The 24,876-nt window shown below is 63.8% G+C and carries 21 protein-coding genes; 8 read left to right on the forward strand and 13 right to left on the reverse strand.

Annotation, left to right across the window (positions count from 1 at the left end; translation table 11 throughout):
- The first annotated feature begins 77 nt into the window (after positions 1–77).
- The 3 genes from QA643_RS23450 to QA643_RS23460 all read left to right on the forward strand — a co-directional run bounded on the left by QA643_RS23450 (position 78) and on the right by QA643_RS23460 (position 3,113).
- Complete coding sequence (locus QA643_RS23450; protein WP_283028256.1) at positions 78–1,418, forward strand: FAD-dependent monooxygenase; 1,341 nt, start codon at positions 78–80, stop codon at positions 1,416–1,418.
- A complete protein-coding gene (locus QA643_RS23455) occupies positions 1,415–1,600 on the forward strand; it encodes a hypothetical protein (RefSeq protein WP_283028257.1) in 186 nt (61 codons plus the stop codon). Before QA643_RS23450 ends, QA643_RS23455 begins: the two co-directional genes overlap by 4 nt.
- A 226-nt stretch (positions 1,601–1,826) precedes the next feature.
- A complete protein-coding gene (locus QA643_RS23460) occupies positions 1,827–3,113 on the forward strand; it encodes an MFS transporter (protein ID WP_283028258.1) in 1,287 nt (428 codons plus the stop codon).
- Between the two features lie 116 nt (positions 3,114–3,229).
- On the opposite strand, the gene QA643_RS23465 is transcribed toward QA643_RS23460, so the two are convergent.
- Entirely contained in the window at positions 3,230–4,789 is a 1,560-nt protein-coding gene (locus QA643_RS23465) for a carboxyl transferase domain-containing protein (protein ID WP_283028259.1), read from the reverse strand.
- Positions 4,719–5,693 carry an IclR family transcriptional regulator gene (locus QA643_RS23470; protein ID WP_283028261.1) on the reverse strand — a complete coding sequence of 325 codons (975 nt, stop codon included), beginning with the start codon at positions 5,691–5,693 and terminating at the stop codon, positions 4,719–4,721. The genes QA643_RS23465 and QA643_RS23470 overlap by 71 nt, the downstream gene beginning before the upstream one ends.
- Before the next feature lie 134 nt (positions 5,694–5,827).
- Between QA643_RS23470 and QA643_RS23475 the strand changes: the two genes are divergently transcribed.
- The 4 genes from QA643_RS23475 to glsA all read left to right on the forward strand — a co-directional run bounded on the left by QA643_RS23475 (position 5,828) and on the right by glsA (position 11,370).
- Positions 5,828–6,049, forward strand: coding sequence for an acetyl-CoA carboxylase biotin carboxyl carrier protein subunit (locus tag QA643_RS23475; protein WP_283028262.1), 222 nt, complete (start codon positions 5,828–5,830; stop codon positions 6,047–6,049).
- A gap of 161 nt (positions 6,050–6,210) precedes the next feature.
- Positions 6,211–7,371 carry a TAXI family TRAP transporter solute-binding subunit gene (locus tag QA643_RS23480; RefSeq protein ID WP_283034901.1) on the forward strand — a complete coding sequence of 387 codons (1,161 nt, stop codon included), beginning with the start codon at positions 6,211–6,213 and terminating at the stop codon, positions 7,369–7,371.
- 53 nt (positions 7,372–7,424) lie between these two features.
- Entirely contained in the window at positions 7,425–9,488 is a 2,064-nt protein-coding gene (locus tag QA643_RS23485; RefSeq protein ID WP_283028263.1) for a TRAP transporter permease, read from the forward strand.
- Positions 9,489–9,510: 22 nt separating this feature from the next.
- On the forward strand, positions 9,511–11,370 hold the full coding sequence (gene glsA, locus QA643_RS23490; protein WP_283028264.1) for a glutaminase A: 1,860 nt from the start codon (positions 9,511–9,513) through the stop codon (positions 11,368–11,370).
- Between the two features lie 134 nt (positions 11,371–11,504).
- Here glsA and QA643_RS23495 read toward each other — a convergent pair whose 3' ends face one another.
- Positions 11,505–13,838: a Tex family protein gene (locus tag QA643_RS23495; protein ID WP_283028265.1), complete on the reverse strand. Its 2,334-nt coding sequence runs from the start codon at positions 13,836–13,838 to the stop codon at positions 11,505–11,507.
- Between the two features lie 229 nt (positions 13,839–14,067).
- On the opposite strand from QA643_RS23495, the gene QA643_RS23500 reads away from it, so the two are divergent.
- A complete protein-coding gene (locus tag QA643_RS23500; protein WP_283028266.1) occupies positions 14,068–15,318 on the forward strand; it encodes an Hsp70 family protein in 1,251 nt (416 codons plus the stop codon).
- Positions 15,319–15,326: 8 nt separating this feature from the next.
- Here the strand turns inward: QA643_RS23500 and QA643_RS23505 are convergent, their stop codons facing one another.
- The 10 genes from QA643_RS23505 to denD form a co-directional block, all read right to left on the reverse strand.
- A complete protein-coding gene (locus QA643_RS23505; RefSeq protein WP_283028267.1) occupies positions 15,327–15,854 on the reverse strand; it encodes a carboxymuconolactone decarboxylase family protein in 528 nt (175 codons plus the stop codon).
- 525 nt (positions 15,855–16,379) lie between these two features.
- On the reverse strand, positions 16,380–16,739 hold the full coding sequence (locus QA643_RS23510; RefSeq protein ID WP_283028268.1) for an OB-fold domain-containing protein: 360 nt from the start codon (positions 16,737–16,739) through the stop codon (positions 16,380–16,382).
- On the reverse strand, positions 16,736–17,872 hold the full coding sequence (locus tag QA643_RS23515; RefSeq protein WP_283028269.1) for a thiolase family protein: 1,137 nt from the start codon (positions 17,870–17,872) through the stop codon (positions 16,736–16,738). Before QA643_RS23515 ends, QA643_RS23510 begins: the two co-directional genes overlap by 4 nt.
- Before the next feature lie 121 nt (positions 17,873–17,993).
- Positions 17,994–19,160 carry an acyl-CoA dehydrogenase family protein gene (locus QA643_RS23520; protein ID WP_283028270.1) on the reverse strand — a complete coding sequence of 389 codons (1,167 nt, stop codon included), beginning with the start codon at positions 19,158–19,160 and terminating at the stop codon, positions 17,994–17,996.
- A gap of 11 nt (positions 19,161–19,171) precedes the next feature.
- On the reverse strand, positions 19,172–20,374 hold the full coding sequence (locus QA643_RS23525; RefSeq protein WP_283028271.1) for a CoA transferase: 1,203 nt from the start codon (positions 20,372–20,374) through the stop codon (positions 19,172–19,174).
- A gap of 129 nt (positions 20,375–20,503) precedes the next feature.
- The gene (locus QA643_RS23530) at positions 20,504–20,719 is read right to left on the reverse strand and encodes a hypothetical protein (RefSeq protein ID WP_283028272.1); all 216 of its coding nucleotides are present in this window, start codon (positions 20,717–20,719) and stop codon (positions 20,504–20,506) included.
- Between the two features lie 163 nt (positions 20,720–20,882).
- Positions 20,883–22,052 (reverse strand): acetyl-CoA acetyltransferase, encoded by a 1,170-nt coding sequence (locus QA643_RS23535; protein WP_283028273.1) that lies wholly within the window; start codon positions 22,050–22,052, stop codon positions 20,883–20,885.
- Between the two features lie 57 nt (positions 22,053–22,109).
- Entirely contained in the window at positions 22,110–22,760 is a 651-nt protein-coding gene (gene eda / locus QA643_RS23540; RefSeq protein WP_283028274.1) for a bifunctional 4-hydroxy-2-oxoglutarate aldolase/2-dehydro-3-deoxy-phosphogluconate aldolase, read from the reverse strand.
- A gap of 9 nt (positions 22,761–22,769) precedes the next feature.
- The gene (locus QA643_RS23545) at positions 22,770–23,702 is read right to left on the reverse strand and encodes a sugar kinase (protein ID WP_283028275.1); all 933 of its coding nucleotides are present in this window, start codon (positions 23,700–23,702) and stop codon (positions 22,770–22,772) included.
- 33 nt (positions 23,703–23,735) lie between these two features.
- Complete coding sequence (gene denD, locus QA643_RS23550) at positions 23,736–24,722, reverse strand: D-erythronate dehydrogenase (RefSeq protein WP_283028276.1); 987 nt, start codon at positions 24,720–24,722, stop codon at positions 23,736–23,738.
- Positions 24,723–24,876: the final 154 nt, after the last annotated feature.

Below are 24,876 nucleotides of genomic sequence, written 5' to 3' on the forward strand. Positions count from 1 at the left end.
GCGCCGTTCGTCGAAAAGGCGCTCGGCTGGCGATTTGGCCGCAGCTACTATCGCGGCGAACAGATTTTCGGCTGGAGATGCCGCAGCCGCCGGGCGAAAAATATCTGCCGATGTACAATCTGCAGCAGCAATACATCGAGAAATTCCTGTACGACGCGGTCGCGGCCAGCGACCTCATCGACATGCGCTGGCAGAGCGAACTCTCCAGCATCGCGCCTCGCAACGACGGCGTCTCGGTTCGCATTTCCTCGCCCGAGGGCGATTACCGGCTCGATGCAGATTATGTGCTGGCCGCCGATGGGGCGCGCTCACCTGTCCGGTCGATGCTTGGTCTCAGGCTGAAGGGCGACAATTACGAAGGCCGCTATATGATCGCGGATATCCGCATGGATCACGATTTTCCGACCGAGCGCCGCGCCTTTTTCGAACCGAGCGGCAATCCCGGCGGCACGGTGCTGATCCACAAGCAGCCGGACAATATCTGGCGCGTGGATTATCAGCTCCGCGAAGGCGAGAGCGAACAGGAAGCCTTGCGGGAAGAGAACATCCGCGCCCGTGTTACGGCGATCCTTGCCGATATTGGCCACACCAAACCGTGGGAGCTGGAATGGTGGAGCATCTATTCCGCGAACACGCTCTGCCTCGATGACTATCGCCACGGCCGCGTGTTCTTCATCGGCGACGCCGCGCACATTGTGCCGATCTTCGGCGTGCGCGGGCTGAATAACGGACTGGCCGATGCCGAAAACGTCGGCTGGAAGCTGGCGCTGGTGCTCCATGGCGAAGCGGACCAGCAACTCCTCGACAGCTATTCGCCGGAGCGGCGCGGCGCCACGCTGGACGTCTTCGCCAACGCCACCAAGAGCACGCGTTTCATGACGCCGCCGACGCGTGGCTGGCGGCTGGCGCGGGAAGCGGCCTTGTCGCTCAGTCTTCGCCACGAATTTCCCCGCGGCCTTGCCAATCCGCGCCAAATGCAGCCCTACACCTATTCGCAGAGCCCGCTGACGCCCTATGCCGGACGTGATTCCGAGTTTGCCGGCGGCCTTCCCAGCGGCAGCGCCGCGCCGAACGCGAAGCTCGCCGACGGCAGTTACCTCTTGGATCGCGCCGGCAACGGCATGACGGCGATCCTGTTCTGCGAGGCCGAGCCCACCACCGAACAGACGGCGTTGCTGGCCCAGCTCGGTCGAATCGACCGACGCTTCGTTCCGCTGGTTGTGACATCACAGCAGTCAACGGCGGCTGGAACGGCCATTGCCGATCGTGACGGTGAAATCATCAGCCTGTTCGCGGCGGCGCCCGGCACATTCTATCTGCTGCGGCCCGACCTGCACATCGCCGGGCGATGGCGGACGGCCGTTCCTGACGAGATCCTGAAAACCGCCAAGATTTGCCTGGGAAGTGAGATGCCATGAGCGCCATGCCGTTCGACGACTTCGAGACCGCCTATGAGACGCTGGCGACGGCAATCGATCAAGCCGGCGCCGAACGCGAAGCCTTGTTTCTGACCCGCCTTGCGCTGGTACTCGCGCACGAACTCGGCGACATCGCTGCCTTTAAAAGCGCCATCAGGACCGCGCTGGATGGGCTGGAATAGCGCCTCAATATCCCTCATGTGACGGATGAGATTTTTTGATAGGATTGCCCGGTTGCGATTTCCATCGCGCATAATTTCATAAGCATAATCCAACGTGCGGTCTGCGCATCGCCGTTGAAGTCCCGCCGTGTCCTGAAATGAGGGAAGTATGACATTCCAGTCAGACGTCCCGCGCGTCAGAATACGCTAAGCCAAAAACCCTCCCATCCGACTCGACCGAGGCCCAATGATCTCGAACTGGCTGTCCGCCGCCCTCGCCCGCCGCAACATCCATTATGGCTGGGCGATGGTCGCGGTGACCTTCCTCACCGCCCTGATCGCCGCCGGCACTGTCGGCGCGCCCGGCGTCTTCATCGTCCCCCTGCAGAAGGAATTCGGCTGGACCACGGCGGAGATTTCCTCGGCGCTGTCGATCCGCTTCATCCTGTTCGGGCTGATGGCGCCGTTTGCAGCGGCGCTGCTGAACCGTTACGGCCTGCGCAACGTAACGCTCTCGGCCCAGCTTATCGTCATCTCGGGCCTCGTCGCCTCGCTGGCGATGACCAAGGTGTGGCATCTGATGCTGCTGTGGGGCGTGGTGATCGGGATCGGCACCGGCATGACGGCGCTGGTGCTCGGCGCAACCATCGCCGCGCGCTGGTTCGTGGCGCGGCGCGGCCTCGTCGTTGGCATCCTGACGGCAAGCGTCGCCACCGGGCAGCTCGCCTTCCTGCCGCTGCTGGCGAGCCTGACCGAGACCTACGGCTGGCGGATCGCGCTGACGCTGGTGTGCGTCCTGCTGGTGGTGTCAGCCTTCGGCGTGCTCATGATCATGCGCGACCGGCCGAGCGATGTAGGCCTGCGACCATTCGGCGACGAAGGCACCGAGCCGCTGCCCGCCCCGCCGCCGAACAACACGCCGATCATGGCCGCCGCGCTCGGCACCCTGCGCGACGCGTCGAAGTCGGGCGTGTTCTGGATCCTGTTCGCGACCTTCTTCATCTGCGGCGCCTCGACCAACGGCCTGGTCCAGGTGCATCTGATCCCGATGTGCCTCGATTTCGGCATCCCGCAGGTGCAGGCGGCAAGCCTGCTCGCGGCGATGGGTATCTTCGATTTCGTCGGCACCATCGCCTCCGGCTGGCTGTCCGACCGCTACGACAACCGCTATCTGCTGTTCTGGTATTACGGGCTGCGCGGCCTGTCGCTGCTGTTCCTGCCGTTCTCCGACTTCACGCTGTACGGCCTGTCGCTGTTTGCGATGTTCTACGGGCTCGACTGGATCGCGACCGTGCCGCCGACGGTGCGGCTCACGGCGCAGCGGTTCGGCGCGGAGCGCGCGAACCTCGTGTTCGGCTGGATCTTTGCCGGCCATCAACTCGGCGCGGGCACGGCCGCCTTCGGCGCCGGCCTGTCGCGGACGGTGCTGCAGAGCTACCTGCCGGCGTTCTTCGTGGCGGGCGCACTCTGCGTGGTGGCAGCGTTGATCGTGCTGGCGATTGCACGGGTGCCGGCCAAGACTGCTGCTGCGTAACGACTGCTATAGGGTGGGCTGAGCGAAGCGAGCCCACCATCTCGCAGCTCGCGCGATGATGGATGGTGGGCACGTCGCTTTACGCGCCTTTGCCCACCCTACGGCTCCGGTGCAAATTACGGCCGCGTCGACATATTCGTCGGCGGACCCACCGTCCGGATCGGCTCCGCCAACCGCGCGAATTCGCAGAGCAGCGAACGCGTCTTGCGCGGGTCGATCACCTCCTCGACCCAGAATTTTTCGGCCGAGCGGAATGGCGAGCGCAGTTTGTTGAGGCGGTCCTCGATCTCCTTCAGCTTTGCAGTCGGATCCTCGGCCGCATCGATATCGGCGCGGTAGGCGGCCTCGATGCCGCCTTCCAGCGGCAGCGAGCCCCAATAGGCCGACGGCCAGGCATAACGCATCGAATAGCGGTTGGCCGGCTGGTGGACGACACCGGCGACGCCGAACGCGTTGCGCACGATGATGGTGCACCAGGGAACGGTGGACTGGTTGACCGCGGCCATCGCGCGCACGCCATGGCGGATGGTCGCCGACTTCTCGGCCTCGAGCCCGATCATGAAGCCGGGGCAGTCCATCAAATAGACGACCGGCAGATGGAAGGTCTCGGCAAAGTCGACCCAGCGTACCACCTTCTGGCACGCCTCCGCCGTCCACGACCCGCCATAGTGGAAGGGATCGCTGGCCAGCAGCAGCACCGCGCGGCCCTCAAACCGGGCTAGCCCGGTGATGATCGGGCGGCCGAAATTGGCATTGACCTCGAAGAACGAGCCCTTGTCGACGACGGCCTCGATGATCGGGCGCATCTTGTAGACCTGGCGGCGGCTGCGCGGTACCGCCTTGAGCAGCGATTCTTCCTCGCGCTCAGGATCGTCATTGCACGGCGTGGTCGGCGGCAGGTCGTAGACTGATGAGGGCAGATAGGACAGGAAACGCCGGGCGCGCTCGAACGCCTCCTCCTCGGTATCGACCGCATCATCGACGCCGCCGGCGCGGGTCTGGATGTCAGCGCCGCCAAGCTCCGTCTTGGTGAGATCCTGGCCGAGGCGTTTCACGACCGGCGGGCCGGCGACGAACATCGCCGAATTCCGCGTCATGACGGAATAATGGCTGGCGGCCAGCCGAGCCGCGCCAAGGCCAGCGACCGAGCCGAGCCCGAGCGCGACCACGGGCACGCGCGCCATGTTGGCCGTCGTGAACCAGTACCAGCGCGTGCCGCCAACGCCGCCGGGCAGATTGGCCGCGCCGCGGGTCTCGATCGTCTTCACCGAGCCGCCGCCGCCGGAACCTTCAATCACGCGGATGATCGGCAGGCGGAAATCATGTGCCATCTCCTCGGCCATCAGCGGCTTGGCCGAGATCGAGGCGTCGGCCGAGCCGCCGCGCACGGTGAAATCGTCGCCGACCACGACTACGGTGCGGCCGTCGACCTTGCCGCGGCCGAACACGCAGTTGGCTGGCGTCAGGTGCTTCAGCTCGCTGTTTTCGTCGTATTCGGCGATCCCGGAAATCGCGCCGATCTCGTGGAAGGTATTCTTGTCGATCAGTCTGTCGATACGCTCACGAACCGTAAGCCGGCCCTGGTCATGCTGGCGCTTGACCTTGTCAACGCCTCCCATCTCGCGCGCGAACGCTTCGCGCCGAGCGAGCTCGTCGAGCTCCGGCTTCCAGTTCATTCGTATCCTCCGTCTTGATGACCTTATTGTTATGGACCGGGACCGGAAGCGGCTTTCTTTCGATTCGGCCGGGGAAGATGTCGCCCTCGCCGCCTTCGAGCAGGCTGCCGATCGCAGCGCCAAGCTCGATCATCTGCGGCGCCACTTCCCGGTGCAGCCGCTCCTCATCGAACATCGCGGACAGAAGGCCGATCGTCACGACGACAAAGGTTTGATACTGCGGCGACCACACCGGCACCGCGCAGCCGTTGATGTGCGGGCTCCAGGTGCCGCAGCCGACGACATAGCCGCGTTCGCGTAAGTGGCGGCGGTTGTCTTCGATGCGCGACTTCAACTGTGCCGCAGCATCCGGAATCTCGCGCTCCATTTCGGCGATCAGGGCGTCGCCGACGTCGGTATCGAGCGCTGCGGTATAGGCGAAACCCGCCGCGGTGCTCGTCATCGAGATGCGGCTGCCGGTTCCCTCGTGCAGGCCGAGCGCGTTCGCTGCGCGCGCGAATTCGAAATAGACCAGATGATAACGATCCGGAATCACGAAGCCGACGGTTCCAGGCAACTGATCGGCGACATCCTGAAGCCGCAGCCTGATCAGGTTCCGAAGCTGCAACCCCTTCATCATCGAGGTGCTCATCGCCACGGCGCTGGGGCCGATGCGGTATTTCTGGTCGCGCGGCAGATAGACAAGCTGTCCCATCCGCGTCAGCGTGTGCGTCAGCCGTGATACCGTTGAGCGCGGCAGACCACAACGGCTGGAAATCTCCAGATTGCCGAGTCTCGCTTCATGACCCTCGAAGCAGCGCAGGACGTCGAACGCCCGCGAGACCACCTGGATCACATCCCCCTCGCCATTGAGGTCGCTGGCGAGCATTCCCTGCTTGCTAAGCCGTTCCGAGCGTCTTCCCATTGTTATTGGCTCCATTCCGCTCTGCGGAATAAAATTCCACTTGCAGAACAAACTACCTCAGGCAATCTGCCGCCACAACAAAAAGCCGTTCACGAGGACAGCCAGTCCGTCAGACGGTCCTTGGGAGAACGGAAATGCCAGACATCAAAATTGTCACTGAAGTCGCCGGACGCGTGTGTGCGCTACCCATTGCAACCGGTAGCAATGTCGGCGATGGCGACGAGGTCGCTTTCGTCGAAGCGATGAAGATGGAAATTCCGGTTACGTCGACGGCAGCAGGAAAGATCAAGGCGATACTGGTCAAGCTCGACGACGTCATTGCCGAAGGACAGGTGGTTGCGATCATCGAAGCTTAACGAGATCGCGGCATAGAACGACTCGCAACAAGTTTCCGCGACAATCTGTCCAGCCTAGATGTTTAGTCGTAAGCACCTAACGTTGCCATCGCAAGCGGCCGATGACATGATTGACGGTAACGAGATATCTCGCATCGCGAAGCCAATCTGAGGGGAAAATGATGATTCATCGCTTGAAGGCGCCGGCGCTGGCACTGGCAGGCATCTCGTGGCTGACCTTGTCCGCGGCCTATGCCGAGGACGTCAAGCTGCCGCCGACCATGGTCGTCACCGCCTATGACACCGGCACCGCGGGCTTCAACATCGCTGTCGGCGTCGGCAAGATGATGAAGGACAAGTACGGCACCGATGTGCGCGTGCTGCCCGCCGGCAACGACGTGGCCCGGCTGGCGCCGCTCCGCGCCAAGCGCGCGGCGATGTCCGCAATGGGTTCCGGCACCTATTTCGCCCAGGAAGGCGTGTTCGAGTTCGGCACCAAGGAATGGGGACCGCAACCGCTGCAACTTGTATTGTCGTCGGTCGACTGCAACGCCGGCTCGCTTGGCGTCGCCAAGGACACCGGGGTCACCGAGATCAAGCAGCTCAAGGGCAAGCGCGTCGGCTTCGTGGTCGGCTCGCCGGCGCTGAACCAGAACGCGCTGGCGATCCTGGCATTCGGCGACCTCAAGCAGAGCGACGTCAAGATCGTCGAGTTCTCGAGCTATGGCGCGATGTGGAAAGGCATGATCAACAACGACGTCGACGCCGCCTTCGCCACCACCATCACCGGCCCGGCGAAGGAGTTGGAGACATCGCCGCGCGGCATCGTCTGGCCGCCTTTGCCCCCGGGTGACAAGGCCGGCTGGGAGCGTGTGAAAAAGGTCGGCTCGTTCTTCTTCCCGCATGTTGCGACCTGCGGCGCCGGCATCTCCAAGGACAAGCCGGTCGAGCTCGGCAACTACCCCTACCCGATCTTCATGGTTTATGGGACGCTGCCCGAGGCCGACGTCTACGCCATCACCAAGGCGATGATCACCGGCTATGACGCCTACAAGGATTCCGCGCCGGGTGCGGCGGGCCTTGGGGCTGACCGTCAGACCAAGAACTGGGTGGTGCCGGTGCATCCGGGCGCCGCGAAGGCGCTGAAGGAGGCCGGTCAGTGGACCGATGCCCAGGAAGCCCACAACAAGGAGCTGTTGAAGCGCCAGCAGGTTCTGGCGGCGGCATGGACCGACTATGGCAAGTCCAATCCGCCATCGGACGACAAGGCGTTTCTCGACGGCTGGATGAAGGCACGTGCGGCGGCGCTGGCCAAGGCGAACATGCCGAACGGATTTGAATAATACTGCTTAACTCTTCGCTCAAATCGTAGGCGAGCAGCGTCTCGGGGGAAATGATGTCACCTTCTGCGAGCGACAGCACCGTCGCGCCGACAAAACGCGTCGAGTTCGACGACCCCCATGCCAACATGCAGGAAGCCGAAGTCACGCGCGTGCGAACGCTGCGCGGCGCGTGGCGCTGGGCGCTCGTGGTTGCGACCGCGGTAACCATCCTGCTGTGCATCAACCAGCAATTCTCGCTGCGCTTCTTCATAGGCTATACCCAGCTCAACACCGAGTATTTCTACCTCCTGATCGCGCTGATGCTGCCGTTCACGTTCCTGATCTTCCCGGGAACGGAGAGTGCGCCACTGGATCGCGTTCCCTGGTACGACATATTGCTTTTTGTCGTGACCTTCGCTTGCGCTATTCTTCTGATGCGCAGCGTCCGCAAGGCGGCGGAAGCCGGCTGGGAATTTGGCGGCGCGCCCACCCAGGTGATCGTGGCCGGTGTCATCATGTGGGTGGTTCTAATGGAGGCGTTGCGCCGCACCGGCGGCTGGAGCCTCTTGCTCAGCGTGCTGCCCTTTACGGTTTATCCCCTGTTCGCCGATGCGAGCTGGCTCGGGCCGTTCCGCGGGACCCAATCGACCCTCGAGCAGGCGACCTCCTATCACGTGCTGTCGGGCGAAAGCCTGCTCGGGATCCCGATCCAGGCCTTCGCCGATACCGTGATCGGCTTTCTTGTATTCGGCACCGCACTGATGATGACGGGTGCCGGAAAGTTCTTCATCAACCTGGCATTCGCCCTGTGCGGTACGTTCCGCGGGGGCGCCGCGAAGGTATGCATCTTCGCCTCCGGCCTGCTCGGCATGATGTCAGGCTCGATCATCTCCAACGTGCTGACCGCGGGCACCATGACCATTCCGGTCATGAAGAAGAGCGGTTTCCGTGCCTCCTATGCAGGTGCAATCGAAGCCTGCGCCTCGACCGGGGCCGTGCTGGCGCCGCCGGTGATGGGTGCGACCGCCTTCGTGATCGCGCAATTCCTCAATGTCAGCTATGCCGACGTCGCCCTTGCTGCAGTCATTCCGGCCGCACTCTACTATGTCGGCCTGTTCATGCAGGTGGATTCCTATGCCGCCCGCCACGGTCTAAAAGGCATTCCGCGCGCCGAACTGCCTAGGGTCTGGGATACGATCAAGGACGGCTGGTACTACGTCTTCGTGATCGCGCTCCTGATCGTCATGCTGTTGTACTTCAAGCGCGAGAGCCATGCACCGTTCTACGCCACCGCGCTGCTGCTGGTGCTGAACCAGTTCTTCTCCAAGGACACGCGCTGGACGCTTGGAACCATCAACAAGTTCCTCGAGGTCAATGGCCGCACCTTTGTCGAACTGGTCGGCATCCTGGCCGGTTGCGGTCTTCTGATCGGCGCGTTCTCGATGACCGGCGTGGTCTCCAGTCTGGCCAACGACCTGCTGCGGATCGCCGGCGACAACGCGTTCCTGCTGCTGGCGATGTGCGCCTTCACCAGCCTGGTGCTCGGGCTCGGGTTGACGACGACGGCCTGCTACATCTTCCTGGCCATCCTGGTCGCGCCCGCGCTGGAGAAGCTCGGCCTTAATCGCATGGCCGTGCACATGTTCATCTTCTACTGGGGCATGCTGTCGTCGATCACGCCACCTGTCGCCATCGCCTCCTTTGCCGCGGCCGGCATCGCCGGCTCGCCGGCGATGAAGACCGGGTGGGAATCGATGTGGGTCGGCAGCATCATCTATTTCATCCCGTTCTTCTTCGTGCTGAACCCGGCGCTGGTGTTGCAGGGACCAAGCCCGTATCTCGAAGCCCTCGGCTTGATGGCTCTTGCCGGCGTCGGCACGCTGTTCATCTGCGGTGGCATTCAGGGCTACCAGGCCTTTGTCGGCGACCTCCGCGGCGCCGGCACGTTGGAATGGCCGCTACGGGTCCTGCTCGTGATCGGCGGCTTTGTGATCGCGACGCCCGGCGGCGGGATCATGCCGCTGTCGCAAATGCAGGTGACAATGCTCGGCCTCGCCATCCTCATCCCCACGGTGCTGGTCGCGCTCGTCCTGATACGACGCCAAGCACCGGTGGCGAAGCAGTTGCACGCTCCCTGATTGCGTTGCACAAGAGGAGGCGATGAAACCGTTGCCTCCTCCGTTCCAGGCCGCGCCCGCGGTCTGGACCCGTTCAAAGCCGCCCTTGCTGCGGTTCCTGACCGCCTGCCACGAAGACTTCACGCCCGAGACCAACGGCGCGATCGCCGACTACATTCCGGAGCTCGGCAAAGCCAACCCCGACCATTTCGGCATCAGCCTCGCCACGCTCGACGGTCATGTCTATGAGGTCGGCGACACCCAGGTCCCCTTCACCATCCAGTCGATGTCAAAACCGTTCGTGTTCGCGTTGGCGCTGGACACGCTCGGCGCGGCCGGGGTCGAAAGCGTGATCGGCGTCGAGCCCTCCGGCGATCCCTTCAACTCAATCCGTCTCAACGCCGAAAACCATCCGTTCAATCCGATGGTCAATGCCGGCGCCATCGCCTGCTCCGGCTTGATCCACGAGGCCAAGGGCGACGCCGCGTTCGAGCATATCAGGCAGGCGCTGGGCCGCTTTGCCGGCCGCGAGCTCGACGTGGACGAGGCCGTCTATGCTTCCGAAAGCGCAACCGGCGACCGCAACCGCGCGATCGGTTATCTGCTGCGCACCAATGCCGTCATCAAGGAGAATGTGGCTGAGGTGCTGGAGGTCTATTTCAGGCAATGCGCCGTCCTCGTAACGGCGCGCGATATCGCTGTGATGGCGGCGACGCTCGCCAACCGCGGCATCAATCCGGTGACCGGTGAGCGGGTGATGAGCGCCTACGCCATCTCGCGGACGCTCTCGGTGATGACGAGTTCCGGCATGTACGACTATGCCGGCGAATGGATCTACCGGGTCGGCATCCCCGCCAAGAGCGGCGTCGGCGGTGGCATCCTCGCCGCGCTCCCGGCCCGGCTCGGGCTCGGCAGCTATTCGCCAAAGCTCGACAAGCATGGCAACAGCGTGCGCGGCATCAAGGTCTGCGAGGCGCTTTCGGCGCATTACGACCTGCATATGCTCAACCGCAGCGACGATGCCCGCAACAGCATCATCGCCGATTACGACATCGGCAACTCCCCTTCGCGGCGGGTGCGCCGCGCGCAGGAACAGGAGATCCTCGCCGCGCACCACCAGGACGTTCGCGTGATCGAGCTGGTCGGGACGCTGTCGTTCTCCAATGTCGACTACGTCTCGCGCCAGCTTGCGGCGAGGCCGCGCCCACAGCTCGTCATTTTCGACCTGCGCCGCGTCACCGCCATGACGCGCGCCGGCGCCCGCCTGCTCGCCGAGGAATTCCGCGAGCTCGCCGCGCATCACGTCACCGTCATTCTATCTGGCATCCGCCGCGCCTCACCGGACTGGCAGATGCTCGCGGAGTGGACGGAGGGACTGACCAACATCCGCAACTACTATTTGCTCGACGCTGCGATCGAATGGGCGGAAGACCAGGTCGTGTACCGCTATGGCGGCGCCATCGACTTCTTCGAGGCAACCGAGCTCTCTGAACAGTCGCTGCTCGCGGGCCTGACGGACGAGGAACTGACCGATCTCACCTCACTTGCATCGATCAGAACCTATCAGGCCAATGAGAAGATCATCGCCGCCGGCGACCCGGCCGACTCGCTGTTTTTTCTCAGGAGCGGCGTGGTCCATGTCACCCTACCCGACGGCATCCGCCTGGCGACGCTGACGGCCGGAATGCCCTATGGCGAAATGGCGCTGTTGGAGCCGCGCCGCTCGGCCGACGTCTTCGCTGACATGGCCGCCACTGCGTATGAGATCCCACTGCGCGATTTCGAACGTTTTCGCAAACAGCATCCGCGCGCCGGCGAGCGGATCATGCGCAATCTTGCGCAGCTATTGGCCGATCGGCTGATCATGGCCAATGCCAGGCTGAACCTGCTGACGTCGGGGTAAACTTCCGTGTCCCGGACGCGGTGCAGCGTTCTTCACGCTGCTCCGCAGAGCCGGGACCATCACCCGCCGCAGTGGACCCCGGATCAGCAGCGCATCGCTCCGCGCTGCGCAGCGTCCGGGGAACGCCCAGGCACCTATCCCGCTTTGCCCCGTCCGCTCTTCTCGGCCGCGCGGCGCAGCGCCTCGGCGAGTGCGCCGCCCTGCTCCTGCGCCTTGCGTGGCGATGACGACGTCATCGACGCCTTGGAAAATTCGCGCGGCTTGCCTTGCGGCGCCCGGTCGCTCTTGGCGCCGACTTCATCGTCGAGCCGCAGCGTCAGCGCGATGCGCTTGCGGGCGACTTCGACCTCCAGCACCTTGACCTTGACGATGTCGCCCGGCTTCACCACCTCGCGCGGGTCCTTGATGAAGTTTTTCGACATCGCCGAGATGTGCACCAGTCCATCTTGATGCACGCCGATGTCGACGAAGGCGCCGAACGCCGCGACGTTCGTGACGGTGCCTTCCAGGATCATCCCGGGTTTGAGGTCCTTGATCTCCTCGACGCCTTCCTTGAACACCGCGGCCTTGAACGCCGGGCGCGGGTCGCGGCCAGGCTTTTCCAGTTCGCGCAGGATGTCGGTCACCGTCGGCAGGCCAAACGTCTCGTCCACGAAAGCCTGCGGCTTCAACTGGCGCACGATCTCGGCATTGCCAAGCAGCGCCTTGATGTCGCTCTTGGTCGCGGCAAGAATCCGCCGCACCACCGGATAGGCCTCGGGGTGCACGCCCGACGAATCCAGCGGGTCTTCCCCGCCGTTGATGCGCAGAAATCCGGCGCACTGCTCGAACGCCTTTGGCCCGAGCCTCGGCACGTCCTTCAGCGCCTTGCGTGACTTGAAAGGACCATTGGCGTCGCGGTGCTGCACGATGCTCTGCGCCAGCCCGGCCCCGATGCCCGACACCCGCGCCAGCAGCGGCGCGGAAGCGGTATTGGCATCGACGCCGACGGCGTTGACGCAGTCTTCCACCACGGCATCAAGCGAGCGCGCCAGCTTGGTTTCGCCGAGGTCGTGCTGATACTGCCCGACGCCGATCGCCTTCGGATCGATCTTGACGAGCTCGGCGAGCGGGTCCTGCAGGCGCCGCGCGATCGAGACCGCGCCGCGCAAGGTGACGTCGAGCTCCGGCAGCTCCTCGGAGGCGAAGGCCGAGGCCGAGTAGACCGACGCGCCGGCCTCCGACACCACGATCTTCGATATCTTCAGGTCCGGCAGCATTTTGACCAATTCAGTCGCCAGCTTGTCGGTCTCGCGCGAAGCGGTGCCGTTGCCGATCGCGATCAGATCGACCTTGTGCGTGACCGCGAGCTTGCCGAGGATCGCCAGCGCCTCGTTCCACTGCCGCTGCGGCTCGTGCGGATAGATCGTCGTGGTCGCCACCACCTTGCCCGTCGCATCGACGATGGCCGTCTTGACGCCAGAGCGGTAGCCGGGGTCGAGCCCCATGGTGACGCGTGCGCCGGCCGGCGCGGCCAGCAGGAGATCGCGCAGGTTCGAGGCGAACACGCGCACGCCCTCGGCCTCGGCGGCGGTCCAGAGACGCATCCGCAGGTCGATGTTGAGATGCACCTGGATTTTCGTACGCCACGCCCAGCGCGCGGTATCGATCAGCCAGCGATCACCCGGCCGGCCCTGATCGGTGATGCCGAAGCGCTGCATGATCTTCAGCTCATAGGTGCCGGGAACGCCGGCCGCGGGCGGGCTCGCCTCGGGCTGGATCTGCAGTTCAAGGATCTCTTCCTTCTCGCCGCGAAACAGCGCGAGAATACGGTGCGATGGCAGCTTGTGGAGGGCGCCGTTGTAGTCGAAATAATCCTTGAACTTTTCGCCTTCGGTCTTCTTGCCGTTGCGCACAGTCGAGGTCATTACCCCGCCCGACCACATATCCTCGCGCAGCCGGCCGATCAGGTCCGCGTCTTCTGCGAATCGCTCGACCAGGATCGCGCGCGCCCCCTCCAGCGCGGCGGCGACGTCCGCCACCTGCTTCTCGGCATTGACGAAGCTCGCGGCAACGGCCTGGGGATCATTCTGCGGCTGCGTCAGCAGCAATTCGGACAGCGGTTCGAGGCCGGCTTCCTTGGCGATCTCGGCCTTGGTGCGGCGCTTCGGCTTGAACGGCAGATAGATGTCTTCCAGGCGGCCCTTGCTATCCGCCGACATGATCTGGGCTTCCAGCGCGGCATCGAGCTTGCCCTGCTCGCGGATCGAATTGAGGACAGCAACCCGACGCTCCTCAAGCTCGCGCAAATAGGTCAGGCGCTCTTCGAGGGTGCGCAGTTGGGCATCGTCGAGCCCGCCGGTGATTTCCTTGCGGTAGCGCGCCACGAACGGAACGGTAGCTCCGCCGTCCAAAAGTTCGACGGTTGCCGCGATCTGTTCCTCGCGAACGCCAAGCTCTTGCGCAATCTGTCGGTTGATATTTGCCACGCGACCTCTTTTTAAAAGCCGTTTGCGGCAGCATAACCCGCCGCGGGACGCAGCTTATGGACCATCCCGGATTGATTTGCCAAGGCGCCGGGCGAAAGAAATTGATCTGTGGATTCGGCCCGATCGGCCGATCAGCAACACACGGGATTCGCAGGGAAAACACGCCGAGATAAGGGTGGATTGATGGCCTCGGAATGTGTAAACGGGCGCTCCCTCCCCGGAGCCTCCCATGTCGATCTGCGGCCTTGATTTCGGAACGTCGAACACGACGCTCGGCACCATCGATGGCCCGACACCCGATCTGGCGCCGCTAGAATCGGCGCACACCACGATTCCCAGCGCCATCTTCTACGCGGCGGATGGCAATGTCTTGATCGGCCGCAGGGCCATGGAAGCCTATGTCGAAGGCACGGCCGGCCGTCTGATGCGCAGCCTCAAATCAGTGCTCGGGACGTCACTGATCGAGGAAACCACCCGCCTCGGCCGCGCGCGGGTCGGTTTTCGCGACGTGATCGCCAACTACCTCGGAGCAATCAAGCGCCGTGCGGAACAGGCCACCGGTCGAGAGTTGCGCAATGTCGTCCACGGCCGCCCGGTGCACTTCGTCGACAACGCGCCGGATGCCGATCGCAAGGCCGAAGACACCCTGCGAACGATTGCCAAAGGAATCGGTTTCGAGGACGTCACGTTCCAGTTCGAGCCGATTGCAGCGGCCCTCGACTATGAGCGGCAGATCACCTCCGAGGAACTCGCCTTGATCGCCGATATCGGCGGCGGCACCTCGGACTTTTCGATCGTGCGTCTCGGGCCCGAACGCCACGGCAAGGCCGATCGCGCGGCTGATATCCTGGCCAATGACGGCGTGCGCATCGGCGGGACCGATTTCGACCGTCAGCTCAGCCTCGGCGTGGTGATGCCGCTGTTCGGATTCGGCGGCGCCATGAAGCGCGCCGGGCTTGATGTGCCCTCCAGCTATTTCCACGATCTCGCGACGTGGTCGAGCATCAACCGGATGTATGAGCCGCGCGTGCTGGCCGATATCCGCCAGGTACGGCAGGAGGCGGCGAAGCCGGAACTGCTCGACCGGCTGATCCGCGTGATCCACGAACAGCGCGGCCACACGCTGGCCATGGAAGTCGAAGACGCCAAGATCGCGCTGTCAGAAAAATCCCGCGCCGAGATTCCGCTCGCCTGGGTGGCGCCGGAGTTGAGCGCAGCCATCAGCCAGGGCGACCTCGTCAGTCACACCAAGCAGCTCGCGACGCGCATTTCGGCCCGCATCAAGAACTGCCTGGTTCAGGCCGGACTGACGGCCGACGCGATCGACGCCGTGTTCCTGACCGGCGGCTCGGTCAAGCTTGCCCATGTGCGCAAGGCGATCACCAAGGCCGTACCGGCAGCGCGCATCGTCGAAGGAGACATTTTTGGTGCCGTCGGCAAGGGACTGACGCTGGAGGCCTTGCGACGGTACGGGCCTTAAGAGGACGATCAGCCCACCACTTCGGTGACGGGCTGCATGTCGATGGCAAACGTCTCCAAAAACTTCGACGTCATGATGTAGAAGCCGACCGAAAGCTGTAGCTCGACCAAGGCAGCCGGCGTGAGTTTGGACGCGATGGCGTTGAAGGTCGCATCCGTCGGCTTGTGCTGCCTGACGATCTCATCGGTGAAAGCGAGCGCGGCGCGCTGCACATCATTGAAGCAGCTCGCCGCTTCCCAGTTCGCCAGCGCCTCGTTCTGCTCGTCGGTGACGCCGACATTCTTGCCGATCCGCTTGTGGGCGACGATTTCGTAGGGCGCCTCGCACAGGATGCCGGTGCGGGTGATGGCAAGCTCTCGCACGATCGGGTCCAGTTCACCCCGGTGCCGAATCGCTCCACCGAGTCGGCAGTATTGCTCGAGATAGCTCGGCGAATGCGCCATCATCCGGAAGATGTTCGCATTACGGTTTTTACCGAGCAATTCGCGGGTGCGCTCGTTGTGCTTGGCGGGATCGCTATAATCGATGCGGGCCATTCGTCACCTTGGGTTTTCACGATTTTCTGATTTGCTGACAGAGGGATCATGCACCGCAGCAGCGGGCCGATCAACCACTGAGACGACTCTCTCGCGGGCTTGAAGCCCTCTCCCAAGCTGCGCCAGACGCGCCAAAAAACTCCCTTTCTCGTGCACAAACCGGCTGCGAGCGAGCCAAATTGCCGCCTCAATGCTGGTCGATTTTCACGACTGTCGATATTCGCCGAGTGGGGACTCAAAGAGGCGAATACTCGTCGCGGGGTGTTCCGAGTAAACCAAACTGAGCTCATCAGGCCTTCACGGGCAAGGATGACTCATGCCCAAGTCTAGGGAGTTAGGCATGAAGGAAGCCACCAGGAAGGCGGCCTCGGAAGCGCTTGCGCAAACGCTGGCGGTAACGGCGATGCTCGTCATCGCTAGTGTTGTGTTCTACTGGCACTGAATGTTGACGCGTCGAAGCACTCAGATTTTTACCCGTTCCGCGTAATCTGGGTTGCTTCGTTGCGTGAGCATTTTGCCTGACAATCACCCCGTCTTTTCGAAATAGGGAACCAGCTTTCCCGCAAACTGTCGATAGCTCGCGGTGACCTTATCGCCGATCGAAAGGTCGTTGGTTCCGTGAGCCATCATGCGAAAACCTTCGGCGGTGTCGACCAACACGATATTGTAGGGAACGTGCGCGCGGGTTTCAGGCGTCGCGGCGCGGCAAACCAGCGATGTTGCATAGACCGTCCCTGCCCCGCTGGCGCGCTTTTCGACCGGATCAGGCGCGCCGCAGGCGGCGCAGAAGGCACGGTGGAAATACTGCACCGTCCCGCAAGCCTCGCAGGATTGATAGACGATGGCCTCGGTGCCCATGGTCCAGTCAGCTAGCCGCTCGGTCATCGCACTCGCTCCAGAAACATGCTGACATGCGAGGACAGCACGCCGCCATCGCCATGCAATAGCGCGACCGAGGCATCGCGGACCTGCCGCGGGCCGGCCCGCCCGGTCATCTGCAAATGTGTTTCGACGAGGTGCGCCATCGCGCCGCCGACGCCGCAATGGCCATAGCTCAACAGCCCGCCATGGGTGTTGAGCGGAACAGCGCCGTCGCGGCAAAAATACCCCGCCCGCACTCGTGCGGCCGCCTCGCCGCGCCCGGCCAGACCGAGGTCTTCCAGCAGCATCGCCAGCGTGATCGTAAAACTGTCGTAGACGGCGGCATAACGCACATCCGATATCGCAACGCCGGATGCTTCCTTGGCCTTGGCAATCGCGATCTCCGCGCCGAGCTCGCTGAGCGCGGGCGCCGCCGTGACGTGCTGATGGGTATGCGCCTGCGCGCAGCCGCGCACGCGAATGCGGCTCGTACCGGTCGGCTCGCGGCTGATCACGAACGCTGCGCCGCCATCGGAGACCGGGCAGCAGTCCAGCAATTTCAGCGGCATCGCCACCGGCTTCGAGGCCATCACGTCGGCCACCGTGATCGGCTCGTGGAACTGGGCGCCGGGATGGGTCAGCGCATGTGCGCGCATCAGCACCGCGAACTCGGCGAGGTCTTCTTCGGTGATGCCGTATTCGTGCATGTAGCGTGAGGCGACGAGACCGTAGTAAGCGGGGATGGTCGGCCCCAAGATCACCTCGTAATCGGGGTGACCGACCTGCGCCAGCGCCTGGATCGAAGCGTCGCGGCTCTGCCCGGTGAGACGGTTTTCACCGCCGACCACCAGCACATGCCGGGCTACGCCGGCGTCGACCAGATGATGCGCCAGCATGGTCATCGCGAGACCGGTGGCGCCGCCGACCTGCACGGCATGGGCGTAGGACGGTTGAATGCGAAAATGCTCGGCAAACACGGTTGCGAGCATGATGTGCGGCGAAACGGTCGAATAGCCGCAGAGAATGCCGTCGACCTCGGATCGCTTCAGCCCGGCATCGGCAATCGCAAGCTCGGCCGCCTTGCTCATGAGGTCGAGCGAGGACGAACCTTCATGCTTGCCGTAGGACGTCAGGCCGACGCCGGTGATGAAGCTCATGATCTCACCTCCTCGTCATTCCGGGGCGCGCGAAGCGCGAACCCGGAATCTCGAGATTCCGGGTCTGGTCCTTCGGACCATCCCGGAATGACGGCGTAAATTGCCGAGATGCGTCCCATCCTCAATACGACTTCGGCAGCCCCAGCACCTTCTCCGCAATAAAGCTGAGAATGAGCTGCGGGCTGATCGGCGCGATGCGCGGGATCAGGGATTCCCGCAAATAGCGCTCGACGTGATATTCCTTCGCATAACCAAAACCGCCATGCGTCATCACCGCCTGTTCGCAGGCATGGAAGCCGGCCTCGGCGGCGAGGTATTTCGCGGCATTGGCCGCGGGGCCGCACGGCATGCCTTGGTCGTATTGCCAGCCGGCACGCAGCACCATCATCCAGGCGGCTTCCAGCTCCATCCAGTTTTTCGCCAGCGGATGCTGAATGCCCTGGTTCATGCCGATGGGACGATTGAACACGACGCGGTTCTTGGCATAGCCCGCGGCGCGCGACAGCGCGATCTGTCCGAGACCGACCGCTTCGGCGGCAATCAGAATGCGCTCCGGATTCATGCCGTGCAGAATGTATTCGAAGCCGCGGCCTTCTTCGCCGAGACGATCCTCGACCGGAATTTCAAAGTTCTCGAAGAACAGTTCGTTGGAATCGACGGGCTTGCGACCCATTTTCTCGATCTCATGCACGGTGACGCGCTGCTTGTCGAAATCCGTGTAGAACAGGCTGAGCCCGTGGGTCGGGTTCTTCACCTCCTCCAGCGGCGTGGTGCGCGCCAATAGCAGGATTTTGTTGGCGACCTGGGCGGTGGAAATCCAGACCTTCTGGCCGTTGACGACATATTTGTCGCCCTTGCGCACCGCGCGCGTTTTGAGCTGGGTGGTGTTGAGGCCGGTATTGGGCTCGGTCACCGCGAAGCACGACTTGTCGCGGCCGTCGATGATCGGCGGCAGCATGCGCGTGCATTGCTCCTTGGTACCGAACACGACAACGGGATTGAGCCCAAAGACGTTCATATGCACGGCCGACGCGCCGGACATGCCGGCGCCCGATTCCGCGATCGTCCGCATCATGAGCGCGGCGTCGGTGATGCCGAGCCCTGAGCCGCCATATTCCTCGGGAATGCAGATGCCGAGCCAGCCGGCATCGGCCAGCGCGCGATGGAAGTCGGCGGGATAGCCGCCCTCCTTGTCCTTCTTCAGCCAATAGGCGTCGTCAAAGCGCGAGCAGATTTTTCCGACCGCATCGATGATCGATTCCTGGTTGGCCGACAGCGCAAAATCCATCTATCCCGTCCTCAATAGTTTGCTGCGGTTTTGGTGACGCCGTCGCGCACCAGCGCTGCGATTTCATCCGGCGAAAAACCGGCCTCTTGCAGAATTTCCGCGCTGTGCTCGCTGAGGCGCGGGGCCAGCCGCTGCGTCTCGACCGGCGTCTCAGAGAACCGCGCCGACGGCCGCATGTTGCGGATGCGCCCCTCGGTCGGATGGTCCACGACCGGGAAGAAATTGGTCGCGGCGATGTGGGGATCGCCGAGCAGGCTTTCGAGATCGTGCATCGGCATCACGGGCACGTCGGCCTTCTCCAAGATGGCCATCCACTCGGCGGTGGGTTTGGTCTCGAGAATGCGCGCCAGCTCGGCGTAGACCACGTCGATATTGGCGGCGCGGCCGGCGAAGGTCGCAAATTTCGGATGAACGCGCAGATCGGCGCGGCCGGTGGCGTCGAAGAAATTCTGCCACTGCTTGTCGTTATAGACGATCACGCAGATATAGCCGTCGGAGGTCTTGTAGGGCCGGCGGTCCGGCGACAGATGCCGCGCATAGCCGCCCTTGTCGAGCGGCGGCTCATAGGTCAGCCCGCCCATATGGTCGCCCATCACGAAGCCGGCCATGGTTTCGAACATCGGGATATCGACGCGCTGGCCGCGCCCGGTACGGTTACGATCGACCAGGCTGGCGCAGATCGCGCCGACTGCCGTCAACCCGACGATGCGGTCGACCAGCGCATTGGGCACATAGCGCGGCACGCCGTCAGCGGTCTGCGCCATCAGCGCCGGCAGCGCGGTGGCGCCCTGAATCAGATCGTCATAGGCCGGCTTTGCCGCATAGGGCCCATCCTGGCCGAAGCCGAACACGCCGGCGTAGATCAGGCGCGGATTGACCTCCGACACCACGTCATAACCGAGGTTCAGCCGGACCATGGCCTGCGGGCGCACGTTGTATACCAGGACGTCGGCCGACCTAATCAACCGCAGCACGGCGCCACGCCCGGCGGGCTTCTTCAGATCGAGGCAGATCGAGCGCTTGTTGCGGTTGGTGTTGAGGAATACCGGACCCATGCCGGGATGGCGCGTCGGGCCGATCTGCCGAGTAACGTCGCCGTCGTGAGATTCAACCTTGATGACGTCGGCGCCGTAATCGCCGAGCATCTGGGTTGCATAGGGCCCCATCAGCACGGTGGTCATGTCGATGACCTTGATGCCAGCCAATGGTCCCATGAACGCCCTGCTCCCGCTATGCGGCCATTTCCCGGCCGGCAATTGTGGCAGCCAAGTAACGGCAGGCGCTCGCGAAGATCAAGGCGCGCCCAGCGTATGGCCGTATGCGCGGGGCAGCTTCTATTTCTTCTATTTCTTCGGCGGCTCGTTTTTGGCTCTGGCGTCGCGCTCCCGGGTCAGGCGTTCCAGCTCTTCGTTTTGCTGGCTGAGGCGGTCGGCAATGCGCGCTTCGTTCTGTTCGCCGGAGGCGGCCGCAGCCTGTTCGATCAACTGCCGGATATTGTCTTCCAGCATTCGGATCCGGTTGTTCAGTTCTGCCTCTGACATCGAACTTTCGTTAGCCATGGTGCACGCTCCGGATGCGGGTGGGCAGAGCTACCGGGTCGCGCGAAATGCGCGCCCGATGACAGGCTCCGCGTGCCCACCAATCTCATCTCGCGCCAGTCATGGTAGGCACGGCACAAGCGCCTTTGCCTACCCTAAGATAGCATCGTACCACGTTTTTCAGCTACTTCACGGGCTCCAGCACGGAAACGTAATTCGCCACCGCTGCGCCGCCCATGTTGAAGATGCCGCCGAGCTTGGCGTTCTTGAGCTGCATGCCCTCCGGCGCCTGGCCGACGAGCTGCATCGCGCTCATCACATGCATGGAGACGCCGGTGGCGCCGATCGGATGGCCCTTGGCCTTGAGGCCGCCGGATGGATTGACCGGCAGCTTGCCGTCCTTCTGGGTCCAGCCCTCCTTGATGGCGCGGGCACCCTGCCCACGCGGCGTCAGGCCCATCGCTTCATATTCGATCAGCTCGGCGACGGTGAAGCAGTCGTGGGTTTCGACAAAGGACAGATCGGAAAGCTGCACCCCGGCCTGCGCCAGCGCACGCTGCCAAGCCACCGTGCAGCCTTCGAACTGCAGGATGTCGCGCTTGGACATCGGCAGGAAATCCTGCGCATGCGCGGTGGCGCGGAAGTTCACCGCCTTGCCCATGCTCTTGGCGCTCTCGGAATCCATCAGCACCAGCGCCGCCGCTCCGTCCGACACCAACGAGCAATCGGTACGCTTCAAGGGACCGGCGACGAACGGATTCTTCTCGCTTTCGGTGCGGCAGAACTCGTAGCCAAAATCCTTGCGCATCTGCGCGTAGGGATTGGCGACGCCGTTCTTATGGTTCTTGGCCGCGATCATCGCCAGCGCGTCCGACTGGTCGCCGTATTTCTGGAAATAGTTCTGCGCGATCTTGCCGAACACGCCGGCAAAGCCGCCCACGGTGTCGCCGTCCTCGGGCAGATAGGACGCCTTCAGCAGGTACTTTCCGATCTCGGGTCCCGGGGTCCGCGTCATCTGCTCGACGCCGACCACCAGTACGGTCCTGGCCGCGCCCGAGGCGATCGCCCGGATGCCCTGGTGTACCGCCGCCGAACCGGTGGCGCAGGCGTTCTCGACCCGGGTCGCCGGCTTGAAGCGCAGCTTGGGGTCGGCCTGCAGCACCAGCGATGCGGTAAAATCCTGCGGCGAGAAGCCGGCATTGAAATGCCCGAGCACGATCTCGTCGACGTCTTCGGCTGAAATGCCGGCATCCGCCAGCGCGTCGGTTGCAACCTTCACCACCAGGCTCTCGACGGTTTCCGCGTCGAACTTGCCGAATGGCGTGTGCGCCCACCCCACGATGCTGGCTGTCATGGTCGTTCTCCCTTGTTCCGGTTTCGGAAGCCTTTGTAGCCTATCGGGAAAAAGACTTCACGCCGGTTTCAGCGATTTCAGGGTCCGCGCGCACATAGCGGTTATGCCAGTCCAGTTACTGGCCCGGATGTCCGCCGCCGGACAGATCCAGGAACCGCCGACCGCCACCACATTCGGCTCGGCCAGCCACGCCGCGGCATTGGCCTCGCCGATGCCGCCGGTGGGACAGACCCGGATATTTGGAAACGGCCCGGCCAACGCCCGGAGCGCCTTGATGCCGCCGGCCTGCTCGGCGGGGAAGAATTTGACGATATCGAAGCCGGCGGCCAGTGCCTGCATCATCTCGGACGCGGTGGCGATCCCCGGCGCAAACGGCAGGTCGCTGGCTGCGGCCGCCTTCAACAGCTCCGGCGTCGAGCCGGGGCTGATGCCGAACTTGGCCCCGAGGGCCCGCGCCCGCGCCAGGTCGTCGCCATTCAGGATCGTGCCGATGCCGACGACCGCGTCCGGCACCTCCGCGATCATCGCCTTGGCTGCCTCGGCGGCAACCGGCGTGCGCAAGGTGACTTCCAGGACCCGGACGCCGCCGGCCACCAGCGCGCGTGCCAACGGCACCGCGTCTTCCAACCGCTCGATGGTGAGCACGGGGATCACGGTCGCGGACTTGAAGATGGCGGCGAGTTGTTCCTGCCTGGCGGCTGCGGTCATGGCGATGTCTCAACGGGAATTGGCGTGGTTCGGGATCAGGCCGGACGGCATCTCCGCACGCGGGATGATGGCGCCGGGATGGCATACCACAACGCCGGCGAGCCGATGCCCGGCGCGGGCGGCCTCGATCGGGTCCGCGCCCTTGAGGCGTGCGGCGACATAGGCGGCGGCGAAACTGTCGCCGGCCGCCGTGGTGTCGACGACGGGCGCCTCCACCGGCTTGGCCTTGATCGGATAGGACACACCTTCCAGGCGCACGATGCTCGCCGGCTCGGACAGCTTCAGCACCACTTCAGTGCCCGGAATCCGCGCCAGCAAGGCTTCGTTGGCCATATCAGGATAGAGCGGCAGCAAATCCTCGGTGGATGCCAGCACGATGTCGGCCAGGCCAAACGCCTCCTGGAAAACCGTGCGCGCGACGTCGAGGTCTGGCCAGCCGCGCGCGCGGAAATTGGTGTCGAAGGCGAAACGTACGCCCTTTTCGCGAGCGCGGTTCAGGGCTGAGAACAGTCTTGACCTTCCCGCCGCGCCATACAGCGAGAGCGTGATCGCCGAGAGATAGATCACATCATAGGTCGAGAGCACATCGAGGATCTCGGGCGTCTGCGGCAGATCCATCAGGCTGCGCGCGGCCGCGCTGTCTCGCCAATGGAAGAAGCGCCGCTCGCCCTTGTCGTCGGTCTGGATCATGTAGAGGCCAGGCAACTTTCCCGCCAGCCGCAGCACCCGCCCGGTTCCAACCCGCTCCGCCGCCCAGCCGGCGATCATCTCATCACTCAAGGCATCGTCGCCGAGCGCGGTGATGTAGTCGACACCGACGCCAAGGCGCGCGAGATAGACGGCGGTGTTGAGCGTGTCGCCGCCATAGCCGCGCGAGAACAGGCCACCATCAGCCTGTTTCAGCTCCACCATGCACTCGCCGATGCTGGCTACCCTGCTCATGACCGCATCCGTGCGAACCGGCGTGAGATCACCTCAGGCCGCGAACTTGCCGCCGAGCTCATCCTCGATGTGGATCCGGATGATATCGTCAAACGTCTTCTCGGCGGTGGTGAAGCCGAGCTTAAGCGCGCGGTCGGTGACGAAATCACGCGGCCAGCCGGAGACGATGCCGACGATCGTCGGATCTGGCACCCGCTTGATGCGCGCGGTAACGTTCTTGCCGGCGACGCGCTCGAGCGCGGCGATCTGTTCGCCGACGGTCACCGACAGGCCCGGCATGCTGAGGTTGCGCCGCGGCCCCATCGCATTGAGGTCCATGGTGCCGGCATGGACCAGGAAGCCGACCGCCGATTTCGGCGAGGCATGCCAGTGCCGGACGTCCTCGGAGACCGGCAGCACCGCCTCCTCGCCCGCCAGCGGCTCGCGGATGATGTTGGAAAAGAAGCCGGACGCCGCCTTGTTCGGCCGGCCGGGCCGCACGCAGATCGTCGGCAGACGGATCGAGATGCCGTCGAGCAGGCCCTTGCGGGTATAATCGTTGATCAGGAGTTCGCAGATTGACTTCTGCGTGCCGTAGCTCGTCAGCGGCGTGTGGAAGAATTCGTCGCCGATCTTTTCCGGGAACGGCGCACCGAACACCGCGATCGACGACGTGAACACCAGCCGCGGCTTGTAGCCGCCACCGGCATGGCGGATCACGTCGATCAGATAGCGCGTGCCGTCGAGATTGATCCGGTAGCCCTTGTCGAACTCGGCCTCGGCCTCGCCGGAGACGATCGCGGCGAGATGGAAGATCACCTCCGGCCGATGGGCGATCAACGGCTCCGCTGCGCCCGGATCGGCAAAGTCGGACGCCACGACTTCAATCGGGATTGCGGCATTGGCAGGCTTGGAGGGCGCCACCACGTCCTGCAGCGTCATGCGGGTGATTTCGTGCTTGCCGAGGCGGCCCTCGCGGAGCAGCCGTTCGGTCAGCTTGCGGCCTACCATGCCGGCGGCGCCGAGAATCAGAATGTGCAAGACCGTCTCCTTATTTTTATTCGTCGTCCCGGCCTTGAGCCGCGACCCATACGCCGCGGCCGTGGCTGTCAAAGCAAGATGGTCGACGGCTTCGTTTCAACAATTGCCGTCGGTGTTATGGATCCCTGCTTTCGCAGCGACGACAGCGATGGTT

This window comes from Bradyrhizobium sp. CB3481 (assembly GCF_029714305.1).
Classification (GTDB): domain Bacteria; phylum Pseudomonadota; class Alphaproteobacteria; order Rhizobiales; family Xanthobacteraceae; genus Bradyrhizobium.